This is a genomic window from Tenacibaculum halocynthiae, from assembly GCF_964512825.1.
Taxonomy (GTDB): Bacteria; Bacteroidota; Bacteroidia; order Flavobacteriales; family Flavobacteriaceae; genus Polaribacter; species Polaribacter halocynthiae.
In genome coordinates this window covers 32,844-44,951 of the sequence record NZ_CAZELG010000016.1, presented here as the reverse complement: position 1 = coordinate 44,951, position 12,108 = coordinate 32,844, and the positions used below count along the sequence as shown (strand labels likewise).

The 12,108-nt window shown below is 29.2% G+C and carries 14 protein-coding genes; 11 read left to right on the top strand and 3 right to left on the bottom strand.

All coding sequences use genetic code 11. The annotated features are described in order from the left end of the window. Nucleotides 1–2 precede the first annotated feature (2 nt). From ACKTTQ_RS05490 to ACKTTQ_RS05480, 3 genes are read right to left on the bottom strand one after another with little or no spacing between them, the layout of a single operon-like run. Entirely contained in the window at nt 3–758 is a 756-nt protein-coding gene (locus ACKTTQ_RS05490) for an MbnP family protein (RefSeq protein WP_299135867.1), read from the bottom strand. A gap of 4 nt (nt 759–762) precedes the next feature. Further along, the gene (locus ACKTTQ_RS05485; protein WP_408048615.1) at nt 763–2,088 is read right to left on the bottom strand and encodes a hypothetical protein; all 1,326 of its coding nucleotides are present in this window, start codon (nt 2,086–2,088) and stop codon (nt 763–765) included. A gap of 6 nt (nt 2,089–2,094) precedes the next feature. Then, entirely contained in the window at nt 2,095–3,558 is a 1,464-nt protein-coding gene (locus ACKTTQ_RS05480; protein WP_299135865.1) for a choice-of-anchor B family protein, read from the bottom strand. 161 nt (nt 3,559–3,719) lie between these two features. Between ACKTTQ_RS05480 and thiL the strand changes: the two genes are divergently transcribed. The 11 genes from thiL (at nt 3,720) to ACKTTQ_RS05425 (ending at nt 12,041) form a co-directional block, all read left to right on the top strand. Beyond that, nucleotides 3,720–4,766, top strand: coding sequence for a thiamine-phosphate kinase (gene thiL, locus ACKTTQ_RS05475; RefSeq protein WP_299135864.1), 1,047 nt, complete (start codon nt 3,720–3,722; stop codon nt 4,764–4,766). Between the two features lie 237 nt (nt 4,767–5,003). Further along, entirely contained in the window at nt 5,004–5,474 is a 471-nt protein-coding gene (lysM, locus tag ACKTTQ_RS05470; protein WP_093870003.1) for a peptidoglycan-binding protein LysM, read from the top strand. A 126-nt stretch (nt 5,475–5,600) separates the two neighbouring features. Further along, nucleotides 5,601–6,500 (top strand): DMT family transporter, encoded by a 900-nt coding sequence (locus ACKTTQ_RS05465; RefSeq protein WP_299135863.1) that lies wholly within the window; start codon nt 5,601–5,603, stop codon nt 6,498–6,500. Nucleotides 6,501–6,531: 31 nt separating this feature from the next. Next, nucleotides 6,532–7,398: a YicC/YloC family endoribonuclease gene (locus ACKTTQ_RS05460; protein WP_299135862.1), complete on the top strand. Its 867-nt coding sequence runs from the start codon at nt 6,532–6,534 to the stop codon at nt 7,396–7,398. Between the two features lie 2 nt (nt 7,399–7,400). Beyond that, the gene (gmk, locus tag ACKTTQ_RS05455) at nt 7,401–8,000 is read left to right on the top strand and encodes a guanylate kinase (protein WP_093870006.1); all 600 of its coding nucleotides are present in this window, start codon (nt 7,401–7,403) and stop codon (nt 7,998–8,000) included. Nucleotides 8,001–8,011: 11 nt separating this feature from the next. Continuing rightward, nucleotides 8,012–8,599 carry a nicotinate (nicotinamide) nucleotide adenylyltransferase gene (gene nadD, locus ACKTTQ_RS05450; RefSeq protein WP_299135861.1) on the top strand — a complete coding sequence of 196 codons (588 nt, stop codon included), beginning with the start codon at nt 8,012–8,014 and terminating at the stop codon, nt 8,597–8,599. Between the two features lie 66 nt (nt 8,600–8,665). Beyond that, entirely contained in the window at nt 8,666–9,514 is an 849-nt protein-coding gene (locus tag ACKTTQ_RS05445) for a hypothetical protein (protein WP_113785865.1), read from the top strand. Nucleotides 9,515–9,632: 118 nt separating this feature from the next. Beyond that, nucleotides 9,633–10,196 carry an RNA polymerase sigma factor gene (locus ACKTTQ_RS05440; protein ID WP_093870009.1) on the top strand — a complete coding sequence of 188 codons (564 nt, stop codon included), beginning with the start codon at nt 9,633–9,635 and terminating at the stop codon, nt 10,194–10,196. A 6-nt stretch (nt 10,197–10,202) separates the two neighbouring features. Further along, nucleotides 10,203–10,583, top strand: a complete 381-nt coding sequence (locus ACKTTQ_RS05435; RefSeq protein ID WP_299135860.1) for a hypothetical protein — start codon at nt 10,203–10,205, stop codon at nt 10,581–10,583. Nucleotides 10,584–10,639: 56 nt separating this feature from the next. Beyond that, the gene (locus tag ACKTTQ_RS05430) at nt 10,640–11,083 is read left to right on the top strand and encodes a Spy/CpxP family protein refolding chaperone (RefSeq protein ID WP_093870011.1); all 444 of its coding nucleotides are present in this window, start codon (nt 10,640–10,642) and stop codon (nt 11,081–11,083) included. Nucleotides 11,084–11,153: 70 nt separating this feature from the next. Continuing rightward, the gene (locus tag ACKTTQ_RS05425) at nt 11,154–12,041 is read left to right on the top strand and encodes a hypothetical protein (RefSeq protein WP_113785867.1); all 888 of its coding nucleotides are present in this window, start codon (nt 11,154–11,156) and stop codon (nt 12,039–12,041) included. The last annotated feature ends 67 nt before the right edge of the window (nt 12,042–12,108 follow it).

Here is a 12,108-nt window from a genome sequence, read left to right as displayed (position 1 = left end):
TTTTATTGACTAACTCCTCCTAAACTAAATACATTTCGACCGTTGTCAGAAATCTGTTTTTGAGCTTCGAAATTACCCATTAACATTACGTTTAAAATATTTAAATCCCATTCATTTGGAACTTTAAACCATTGAGATATGTCCATGTTAATAGTAATAGTAGCATTGTTTTTTATAGATACAGTACCAAGTTCAACAACAAAAAAGGTGTCTTTACTTTCTTTTGTTGTTTGATCGTAAGCTTGAATTGCATGAAAGTTATATGGTTGAGGATTTCCATCTTTATCTGAATACTTCCCGTCAAGTTGCATAAAGTGATAACCACCATTTAGCATAGCAGGAACTTCCCAAGAAGCAGTGTTTAAATCTTTATATACACCATCTTTATTATCTTCAGTATTAAAACCAAAAGTAAAAGAAAGATTATAGGTTCCTTCAGATATTTTTTGTGATAATGCATGTGTTAAGTTGTCAGAGTCATCCAAATCTACTAGCTTATATCCATCAAAATTAATTTCTTTTTTATTTCCATCAGTAAGTGTAATTCTAGAAATCAAATAGCGTAAACGTTCTATGCTTTGTTTAACGCCTTTTGAATTTTCGAATTCTATTTTATTAAAATCACTTTTGGTTACATCAGTTCCCCCCCAATTATGAGTAAATTTAAGGTCAACAGAAACTTCCTTAATTGGTTCGTCATTATCAGAACTACAAGAAAAAAGGAATAAAGATAAAAATAGTATAGCGTAATTTTTCATTGGTTTATTTGTATTTTATTATAAGTAGGTCAGAAAAACCTTTGTTGTTTGTTATATCATTATTGTTACTAGAGCTTTCGCCAACTCCAACAATAGTTCCGTTATTGAGTTCAACTACATCATAGCAAAAATCTATTTCTGTACCTCCAATTGTTTTTTGCCATAATAAGCTTCCATCAGGAGAGATTTTTAAAATCCAAGCATCGTTTTGTCCTTTATTAGTAATACCATTATCTGCGCTTCTTGAACTACCAGAAAGTAAGTAATTTCCATCGCTCATTTTTTTAATAGAATTTCCAACATCAAAGTTGTTCCCACCAAAATTCTTTTGCCATACTAAACCTCCATTTGAGTTAATTTTAATAACCCAAAGATCTGCTCCTCCTTTATTATTTGTAACATCCTTGTCGGTACTTCTTGTATTTCCAACAATTAAAAAATTATTATCATTGGTAGAAACAATGGCTTTAGCTTCATCAATTTCTGTACCACCAAAGTTTTTATTCCAAAGAAGTTTTCCTTTTTTGTTAATTTTAATAACCCAAAAGTCATAAGAACCTTTATTGTTTGTGATATCAACATCACTACTGTCAGAAATTCCAGCTATAATGTACCCATCATCTGTTTTTACTATTCCATGTGGTGTATCAGTAAAAGTTCCGCCATAATATTTGCTCCATTCTATAGCACCAAGACTATTTAACTTTAAAGCCCACATGTCACCACCAGCATGTTGAATAGCAGAAGATTTAGAGTTTCCTAAACCTCCTGAAGAAGTGACGTCTAATTCACCAGCAATTAAAAAACCATTATCATCGGTTTCAATAAGAGTAGTGCCAATGTCTTTGCCAATATATCCAAATGTTTTTTGCCATATGATAGTTCCAGTTGGATTAAGTTTTACTAGCCAAAAATCTCTGTCTCCAGCATTGTTAGTAATGTCTATATCATTGCTTTTGGTGTAGCCTAAAATAGCATATCCTCCATCGGAAGTAGAAATGATTTTTTCACCTCTATCATCATTAGATCCCCCATATGTTTTTTTCCATTCTAATTTATCATCTGAAGAAAATTTAAGCACAGCATAATCAAAACTGGTATTGTTTTTCTGAGAGAAATCTATGTCGTTACTTTGAGTGTATCCTAAAATAGCATATCCTCCATCTGGTGTTTTAATTACAGATTTTGCTACTTCATTTTTAGAACCTCCTATAGTTTTTACAAAATCTAATTGTTCTAAAAAAGAAGTAGATTTAAATGTAATGCCTTCTTTAGTACAACCTAGAAGAGCTAAGAAGAGTAAAATATATTTAAAAATGTTTTTTACCAATTACAGTTATTTAAGAATTAGTTTTTTTGATGTTCTACCGTTTATTTTAACAAGATAAATGCCTTTTGCATTTTGGTTTATAGGTAGAACGAATTTTGTTTGATTAATATTTTTCTTAGAAAATATTTTTTTTCCTAAAATACTGTATACTTCAATTGATTTTATAGTGTTGTTTTGAGCAGTAATTATAGGAGAGGTATTAGTTGGGTTTGGATTTATTGAAAAACTACTTTCTTTTAAGTTTTCAGAACTTGAAGAAAGCGTTCCACTTTTTCGAATAACAAAAAGCCCTCTATTAATGTCATTGATAATAATATTACCACTAGCAAAATAAGGGTATACGCTCCAAGCACCGTCAAAAGCTGTATTATCATCAGCAGGATAGGTGTCAAAGTATCCTGTTTCAGTCATTGAGTTTGTTGAAGCTGCTATATTGGTAATATCAAAAACTCTTAATCCAGCTCTATAGCTAGCCATATAAAATTCATTTCCTTTAACGTATCCGTTATGGTCAATAGCTTTTGTAGCTCCAAGATAGGTTGAAGATAATTTTGGAGCATCCAAATCTTGAAGGTCAAAAATTAAAGTTCTAGTGTTCATGCCAAGGTCTTTTTCATCTGTTTCATCACCAAGAATAAAAAATCGGTGATCATCAGTAAACCAACCTTGATGAGTATATCCAATTTGTGGGTAGTCTATATTTGAAATTTTTTTCACATTTGCTTTATCAGTAACATCTAAAATAACCACTTCATTTTCGTTGCTACCTATGTAAATTTCTTTTCCTTTATATGGTGTGTCTGGTCCATTGTAGGTTACAACTTGAGCATCATGAGAATATCCATCTGCAGTATAATTACCTAAATCTTTAGGGTTTTTAGGGTCTGAAATATCTACAAAAATTGGTCCACCACCATTAGTGCTTTTACAACCAACTAAATAAGCAACAGCTGTTGCTTCATTAATAACAATGTTATGACAACTACCTACTCCAGTATAAATTTTATCGGCGGTAAAATTTTGTGGTGTAGTAACGTTTCTTAATTTAGTTAAATCAAAAACCTGCATTCCATGATTACCAACATTATCAGCAACAATAAAAGCATGGTTATTGTATATTTTAACATCTCTCCAGTAATGACTGTTCGCATTAGAATCTAGTCTTCCTAAAAAAATAGGATTAACAGGGTCAGTAACGTCAACAAAAGCTGTACTATTGGTCATTGCTGCAATAGCATACTCTTTGTTGGTAGTAGAATCTGTCCATCCCCAAATATCACTTCCGTCCGGGGCATTTCCATTAACACTTTTATTACTGTTAGCCAAAGTTGATACAGGAATGTTTGATAGTAAATCAAAACCCTTACAAGGGTAATCGCCAGCTTTTCCACTAGAACAAGGTGTTTGCGAGTAGGAAACACTTGTGAAAAATATAATAGAAGAAAGTAAAAAAAGTATTTTTCTTATCATGATGTAATTTTTGGATTAAGACAAATTTATGAAATATATAAAGATTATGTGTATAAGTTTAACAATTAAGTAAGTAAACACCCTAAGAGAAAAATTAAACCTTAAAAAAGGATGTTGTATAATTCTTGTTTAGTTTACATTCGTAGTAGTATCTTTGCAAGATGTTAGAAGATAAAAATCAAGAAAAAACGTCGTTGTCTGAACTAGGTGAGTTTGGCTTAATAAAACATTTAACAAAACACTTTTCATCATACCATAAAACAACAATTAAAAGTGTTGGAGATGATGCAGCTGTAATAGATTCATCTGAAAAACAAACAATAGTAACTACTGACTTATTAATCGAAGGAGTTCATTTTGATTTAAGTTACATGCCTTTAAAGCATTTAGGCTATAAAGCAGTAATGGTTAACTTATCTGATGTATATGCAATGAATGCTGAAGCTGAGCAAATAACAGTATCTATAGCTATATCAAATAGATTTCCATTGGAAGCTTTAGAAGAATTATATGCTGGAATTCAATTAGCTTGTAATACTTATAATGTTGATTTAATTGGAGGAGATACAACTTCATCTACAAAAGGAATGTTGCTGTCAATCACAGCAATAGGTAAGGCAAATAAGGAAGATGTAATTTATAGAAGTGGAGCAAAGCCTACTGACCTAGTAGTTGTTTCAGGTGATTTAGGTGGTGCGTATTTAGGATTACAAGTTTTAGAAAGAGAAAAACAAGTATTTCAAGTAAATCCAGAGAATCAACCTGATTTAGATAATTATACCTACATTATTGAAAGGCAATTAAAACCAGAAGCTCGTAAAGATATTCCTGAATTATTAAAAGAATTAGATGTTAAACCAACATCTATGATTGATATTTCAGACGGGCTATCTTCTGAAATAATGCATATTTGTACGCAAAGTAAAACGGGATGTAAATTATATGAAGAGAAATTACCTTTAGACCCTCAAGTAATTTCTACTTGCGAAGAGTTTGAAATTGATGCAACTATGGTAGCTCTAAGTGGTGGAGAAGATTATGAGTTGTTATTTACAATTTCAATAGATGATTATGATAAAATAAAAGGGAATCCTAATTTAAGTGTTATAGGTCATATTACAGAGGAGAATCAAGGTATGAATTTGGTAACAAGAGCAAACCAAGAAATAGAATTAAAAGCTCAAGGTTGGAATTCGTTTAAGGGATAAAAAAATAAGAAGTCGTTTTTAACGGCTTTTTTTTATGCATTGATTTTTTGAAATGATTAAATTAAAAAGAAAACTTATTTAGTTGTTTTGATAAGAACTTATATAGCTATCAAAAGTTGATTTATTTGTTATATAGTTGTAGATAGATATGAATTTTTTAATATTATTTTTTTGGTATAAAAATTGTATATTAGTCAAACGAAAATGAGTATTAATTAACAAAAAATCAAAAAAAGAATGGGAATTTTTTCATTTATTAAGAATGCCGGAGCTAAAGTTTTTGGAATCGGAAAAACAACAGAAGAGGAAGCTGCTGAAAAAGCTTCGAAATTAGTAGATGCTGTTAACGCTTTAGAATTATCTGTAACTGATTTATCAGTAGATATTGACGATGATAAAGCAACAATAAACGGTGAAGCTGCTGATTTAGCAACTAAAGAAAAAGTAGTTTTAGTAGTTGGTAATACTGAAGGTATTGCATCTGTTGAAGATAATATGACTGTTGCTGAAGTTGAAGAGATTAAGGAAGAGGATATGGCACAGTTTCATACTGTTGTTAGTGGTGACACTTTAGGGAAAATAGCGAAAACATTTTACGGAAACGCTATGAAATACCCAGTTATCTTTGAAGCAAACAAGCCAATGTTATCACATCCAGATAAAATTTACCCTGGACAAGTGTTAAGAATACCACCTTTAGTGGACTAATCAAAAGTTAATCAACCAAAGGAAAAAGCACTACACTATGTAGTGCTTTTTTTTGAAGTTATTTTAGATAAAAAAGAAGTGGAAAGTTGAATTTTATTCTCAATTTTGCACTTTATATTTTTACGTATGAATGGAAGAACTTTAGCTTTAATAGCTCTCTCTATAACTGCTTTAATTTATGGAATAACTTTTACTATAGCTAAAGAGGTAATGCCAAAACATATTTTACCTTACGGTTTTATAGTAGTAAGAATAGGAGGAGCAGCTATTTTTTTCTGGATAACAAGTTTGTTTATTAAACAACAGAAAATTGAGCGTGAAGATTATAAAAGAATAGCCGTTGCAGCTTTTTTTGGTGTTTGTTTAAATATGTTAACTTTTTTTAAAGGGTTAAGTTATACAACGCCTATTAGTGCATCAGCAATAATGGTAACCGCGCCAATATTGGTTCTAATTTTTTCTTCCATATTAATAAAAGAAAAGATAGTACCTATAAAAATACTAGGAGTTATTATAGGGTTAATAGGAGCAGTTATTCTAATAATTTATGGAAATACATCTAGTAAACATGGAAGTAATGTGGTTTTAGGCAACTTTTTAGTGTTTATAAATGCAGCTTCTTACGGTTTGTACCTAGTGCTAGTAAAAAAACTAATTAATAAATACAATCCGATAATTTTTGTTAGGTGGTTGTATCTCTTCGGTTTTATAATGGTATTGCCTTTCGGATTTACTGAGTTAATGAATATTGATTTTAATGCAATGGACACATCGGTTTATTTAAAAATTGGGTATGTTGTATTTTTTTCAACTTGTATTACTTATTTATTTAACCTTTTTGCATTAACAACATTAAAACCAACAACAGTAAGTGTGTTTATATATTTACAGCCAGTATTAGCTACAATGTTTGCTTTGTTTAGAGGAAGTGATAGCCTAAATGTTGTAAAAGTAATAGCAACGTTACTTATATTTTTAGGGGTTGCTTTAGTAACAAAGCAAGTGCCAAAAACTACTAATAAATAAGTGTATCTTTGCACTTCATTAAATTGAAAATATGATACAGTCTATGACAGGATACGGTAAATCCGTATTGCAGTTACCTACCAAGAAAGTAACTATTGAAATAAAATCGCTTAACAGTAAAAATTTAGACTTAAATACTCGTATTCCATCTTACTACAAAGAAAAAGAGTTAACGGTAAGAAAAAAGTTAGCTAGTAGTTTGGTTAGAGGAAAGGTAGATTTTTCAATTTATGTAGAAATGACTGCTGATGAAACTTCAACAACTGTAAATAAAGGAGTTGTTAAAGAGTATATGGAGCAATTAAGAAATATTGTTCAAACAGGTTCAAGTGATGATGTAGAGTTGTTACAAATGGCAATAAAAATGCCAGATGCATTAAAAACTGAAAGAGAAGAATTAGATGTTGAAGAATGGAAACAAATAGAAACTCATATTGAAGTTGCTGTAAAAGAAATTGTTCAATATAGAAAAGACGAAGCAAAATCATTAGAAGAAGATTTTCAACAAAGAATTGAAAATATAAAAACTGCTTTAGAAGAAGTTAAAAAGCTAGATGGTGATAGAATAGATCATGTAAAAGAAAGATTACAAAAAGCGTTAACTGATTTGAAGGTAGAAGTTGATGAAAATCGTTTTGAACAAGAACTTATTTATTATTTAGAGAAGCTAGATATTAATGAAGAAAAAGTGCGTTTAGCAAATCATTTAGATTATTTTTTACAACAATTAGCTACTGCTGACTCTAATGGAAAAAAATTAGGTTTTATTGTTCAAGAAATTGGAAGAGAAATAAATACTACAGGATCTAAAGCGAATTTTGCACCAATTCAAAAAATTGTGATCCAAATGAAAGATGAGTTAGAAAAAATTAAAGAGCAAATTTTAAACGTATTATAAAAATGGTGAAAGATTTTCAAGGTAAATTATTTGTGTTTTCAGCACCTTCAGGATCAGGAAAAACAACAATTGTACGTCATTTATTGGCTCAAGATAGGTTTAATTTAGAATTTTCTATTTCAGCAACCTCTCGTGAACCTAGAAGTAATGAGAAAGATGGAGTAGATTATTATTACATTTCATTAGCAGATTTTAAACAAAAAATTAAAAGTGAAGAGTTTTTAGAGTGGGAAGAAGTATATAGAGATAACTTTTATGGAACACTTAAAACAGAGGTAGAACGTATTTGGGCAAAAGGAAAGCATGTTATTTTTGATATAGATGTTGTAGGAGGACTTCGTATAAAAGAAAAATTTCCAGAACAAACATTAGCTGTATTTGTAAAACCACCAGATATTAATGAGCTTATTAGACGTTTAAAAAATAGAGGTGAAGAAAGTGAAGATAAAATTAACATGCGTGTAGCAAAAGCTTCTGTAGAACTAGCAACTGCACCTCAGTTTGATAAAATTATAAAAAACTACGATTTAGAAGTAGCATTACAAGATGCTGAAGATTTAGTAGATGAGTTTTTAGGTTTAAAAAAAACTACTAAGCATTAATATACTTATTTATGAGTAAAAAAGTAGGATTGTATTTTGGAACATTCAACCCTATACACATGGGGCATTTGGTTATAGCGAACCATATGGTTGAAAACTCTGACCTTGATGAAATATGGATGGTGGTAACACCTCATAATCCTTTTAAGAAAAAAAGTTCACTTTTAGATAATCACCATCGTTTAGAAATGGTGTACTTGGCAACTAAAGAGTATGATAAAATTAAACCGTCTGATATTGAATTTAGTTTGCCTCAACCTAATTATACAATTAACACTTTAACTCATATTTCTGATAAATATCCAGCACACTCATTTAGTATTATAATGGGTGAGGATAATTTGAAAAGTTTTCATAAGTGGAAAAACTATGAAGCTATTTTAGATGATTATAGTGTTTATGTTTATCCTAGAATATCAGAAGGGATTATAGAGACTCAATTTGATAATCATATAAAAATTAATAGGGTAGAAGCTCCAATTGTTCAAATTTCTTCTACAATGATTCGAAATGCTATAAAGCTAGATAAATCAGTACGTCCACTCCTTTCTAATGAAGTATGGAAGTATATTGATGAGATGAATTTTTATAAAAAATAAACTTTTTTTAAAACTTTTTAAAACTTCTTAGGTCAAAGAACTGATTAACATTAAAAATTAGTAATTATGACTTTAAGATTTGTAAAAAGAAATTTATGTTACCTTGCATTTTTAGGACTTTTAGTATTCACTTCATGTGAGTCAAATAGTAATGAAGAACTATTAAATAATGATTTAACAACCGAAGAAGCATTAAAAGTTGTTTTAGCAGATGATATATCATCAGATGTCGATGATGTTATTGAAGATGATTCTGTAGAAAGTGAGTTAGCGTCAAGAGGAACAACAACAACTAGTAATCATCCATCTTGTTTAGAAAGAACTGTTGAAAATACCACAAACGGTAAAATAGTAACTTTAGATTTTGGAGCTGGTTGTGAAGGGAAAAAAGGGCGAGTTTTTGCTGGGAAAATTATTATAGAATATGTTCGTGAAAATGATTCATTTTCTAAAACCGTATCATTTGAAAACTTCTCAGTTAATGGAAATGCTATTGAAGGAGGAATGTCGGCAACCAAAGTAAAAGAAAATACAAATGGTAATCCTGAGAGAACGCATACCGTTGATATTACAATTACATTAGAGTCAGGAGAAACTATTGTTAAAAAAGGAGAAAAAGTAAAAGAAAAAATAGCAGGTGCTGATACAAAAGATAGGGGAGATGATGTGTTTTTAATTTCAGGTTTTTGGGAGTCAGTTAATAAAAATGGTGATGCTAAAAAAGCACAAATCACAACTAGCTTAAGAAGAGAATATGCATGTAAATATATTGTTAGTGGTGTAGTTGAATTAACTAAAGGGACTAGCAAATATGTATTGGATTTTGGTGATGGTTCTTGTGATAATTTAGCAACAATTACTGATGAAGCTGGAAGGGTTAAAGAAATAACGTTGAAAAATAGAAAACGTAAATAGCAGCAGTTTAAAAGCCAAATTGAGATACTTAATTTGGCTTTTTAAAATAAATTAACTATTTTATTAAAACTTTTTTCCTTTTAAAGGGTCTAACAATCAACACTATTCTATAAGTACTATGAATGAAGCTAACTTTATAAAAGAACTATCAAGTAAAAAGTATAGAGATAGGGCTTTTACAAAATTATTAGATTTGTATCAGGAAAGATTGTATTGGCATATAAGGAAAATAGTAGGAACTCATGAAAATGCAGATGATGTTCTGCAAAATACTTTTATAAGAGTATATAAAAGTTTATCAAAATTTAAACAAGAAAGTTCTTTGCACACTTGGATGTATAGAATAGCATATAATGAATCTATTCGGTTTTTAGAGAAAGAAAAAAAGAAAAGCTTTTCATCGTTACAAGAAGTAGATGATGCTTTTTTAAGTAATTTAAAAAGTGATGTGTTTTTTGATGGGGAACAAGCTCAAATAAAATTACATGAAATATTAAGTGTATTAACTGAAAACCAAAAAAGAGTTTTTCAGATGAAATATTATGATAATTTAAAGTTTAGGGAAATATCTAAGCTTTTGAAAATTAGTGAGAGTACAATTAAAACGCATTATTATGCAGTTGTAAAACACATAGAAAAAAACATTACTACTATTGAATATATAGAAAAAATTAAAGCATAGTTTGTAATGAGCGTACAAAGTGATAACTTTATCTATCGAAATACATTAGATGTGAATTCAGAAAAAATACATAAAAAAGATTTAGGACTAAGTGTGCCAGACGGTTATTTTGAAAAATCAAAAAACTCAATACTTAGTGAAACTATTGGTCAAAATAAAAAAGGAAAAATCATTTTTCTTTCTAAGAAAATGTACATTTGGTCTGCAGCTGCAGTAATAGCATTATTATTTGTTTTAGTTGTATATAATCCTTTTGATAATGTAGGCTATGAATTAGAGAATGACATTTTAATAGCATCTATTATAGAAGAAGAATCTGATATTGATGATTTGTTAGATGAATATGTAAATGAAGAATTACTTACAAAAGAAGTTTTTGTAGAATAGATTACAACTTTTTTAGAATATAAGGGTCTAAAGAATAGAGTTTAATAAGATAAAAGATGAGAAGTTTGAAAGTTATAGGAATTATTTTAATATCACTTTTTTTAAGTGTGTTTAAAGTGTATTCTCAAGATTTACAAGGAGAGTTAAACCTTTCAGAAGAGCAAAAAGAGTTATTAAAGACTCAAAAAAAATTAATAAAAAAACATAGGAAAGCGTTTAAAGAAACACTTTCACAAGAACAATTAACAATATTAAAAAATAGTTCTTTAACAAAAGTAGAAAGACAGATAGCTTTAAAAAATACACTTACTTCTTTCCAAAAAAGAATTATAAAGCAAAATAATGTGAGTGTAAAAAATGTAAAAGCTAAGTTTAGAGCAACATTAACACCAAAGCAACGACAACAATTAAAGCGAAGGGTTGGGAATAAAAAGAAAATGGTTAGAAAAAATATAAAAAAAAATTTAAATAGAGAGAAAAGAAGAAGAATAAGGAATTGATAAGATTTTTATAAACTTGTTTTATTTTAGTGGTTGAAAGTTCAACCACTTTTTGTATTTTTAAATTATCATGAAAAAACTATGCTTAAAATTTTTGTTACTATTTAGTGTTATAGCATCATATGCTCAAGAAAAACAAAATGAAAGTAATGAAGTAGATGTAATAACAGAAGAAGATGAAATCTTAGATAGTTTATTTAATGATGAAACTATTGAAGACTTATTTAAATTATCTGAAAATTTAGATTTTTTACATTTTTCAATTAATTATAATAACAAAACATATTTTTCTGGAAGAGATATTGGAATAGATCAATTTTCTATAACTCCTCAAATAAACTATATTCATTCGAAAGGGTATTTTGCAGGAATTTCTGGTGTTTATTACAATGAATTAGAACCTAAGTGGGATTATACTTCAATAACAGTTGGTTATGGGAAACGATTTGGTAAGAATAAACAATTTAGGTGGTCAACTTATTATGATAGGTATTTTTTTAGTGAACCAAGCAACAATCCTTTAAAGAACGCAATAAATTTTAGTTTAGAGTTAGACAACAAATCAAGAACTTTAGGAACTGAATTAGCTACAAGTCTATTATTTGGAAGTGAGAGTTCTATTCAAATAGTATCGTCTAGTTATGGTGAAATTTCATTAACGAAAGGAAAGAAAAATGAATTAAAATTTAGACCAGAATTACGACTTATTGTAGCTCAACAAACAATTCAATTAGCGCAAACTTTTACTTTTAGAGATCGAGTTTTTACTGTGTATAAACAAAACAATGAATTTGGGTTATTGAATGCACAGTTTTTATTACCTCTTCAATATTCCTATGCCGGATTTGATTTTGAAGCAGGGTATATTTTAAATCTTCCATCAGCTTTAGAAGGAGAATCTAACCTTAAAACTACAGGGACATTTATGTTTTCTGTAGCATATTTATTAGGATTATAACAAAATTTTAATACTTCTGTAAGAAAAGAATTGAAAAATTTTCGTTGTATATTTGAAATCCAAACTT

What these genes read in the sequence shown, in the direction of transcription:
- ACKTTQ_RS05465 (WP_299135863.1), top strand. Translation starts at nt 5,601, where the DNA reads ATGAATGGAAGAACTTTAGCTTTAATAGCTCTCTCTATAACTGCTTTA.
- ACKTTQ_RS05425 (WP_113785867.1), top strand. Translation starts at nt 11,154, where the DNA reads ATGAAAAAACTATGCTTAAAATTTTTGTTACTATTTAGTGTTATAGCA.
- ACKTTQ_RS05490 (WP_299135867.1), bottom strand. Translation starts at nt 758, where the DNA reads ATGAAAAATTACGCTATACTATTTTTATCTTTATTCCTTTTTTCTTGT.
- ACKTTQ_RS05430 (WP_093870011.1), top strand. Translation starts at nt 10,640, where the DNA reads ATGAGAAGTTTGAAAGTTATAGGAATTATTTTAATATCACTTTTTTTA.
- nadD (WP_299135861.1), top strand. Translation starts at nt 8,012, where the DNA reads ATGAGTAAAAAAGTAGGATTGTATTTTGGAACATTCAACCCTATACAC.
- ACKTTQ_RS05445 (WP_113785865.1), top strand. Translation starts at nt 8,666, where the DNA reads ATGACTTTAAGATTTGTAAAAAGAAATTTATGTTACCTTGCATTTTTA.
- ACKTTQ_RS05440 (WP_093870009.1), top strand. Translation starts at nt 9,633, where the DNA reads ATGAATGAAGCTAACTTTATAAAAGAACTATCAAGTAAAAAGTATAGA.
- ACKTTQ_RS05460 (WP_299135862.1), top strand. Translation starts at nt 6,532, where the DNA reads ATGATACAGTCTATGACAGGATACGGTAAATCCGTATTGCAGTTACCT.
- ACKTTQ_RS05435 (WP_299135860.1), top strand. Translation starts at nt 10,203, where the DNA reads ATGAGCGTACAAAGTGATAACTTTATCTATCGAAATACATTAGATGTG.
- lysM (WP_093870003.1), top strand. Translation starts at nt 5,004, where the DNA reads ATGGGAATTTTTTCATTTATTAAGAATGCCGGAGCTAAAGTTTTTGGA.
- gmk (WP_093870006.1), top strand. Translation starts at nt 7,401, where the DNA reads ATGGTGAAAGATTTTCAAGGTAAATTATTTGTGTTTTCAGCACCTTCA.
- thiL (WP_299135864.1), top strand. Translation starts at nt 3,720, where the DNA reads ATGTTAGAAGATAAAAATCAAGAAAAAACGTCGTTGTCTGAACTAGGT.
- ACKTTQ_RS05480 (WP_299135865.1), bottom strand. Translation starts at nt 3,558, where the DNA reads ATGATAAGAAAAATACTTTTTTTACTTTCTTCTATTATATTTTTCACA.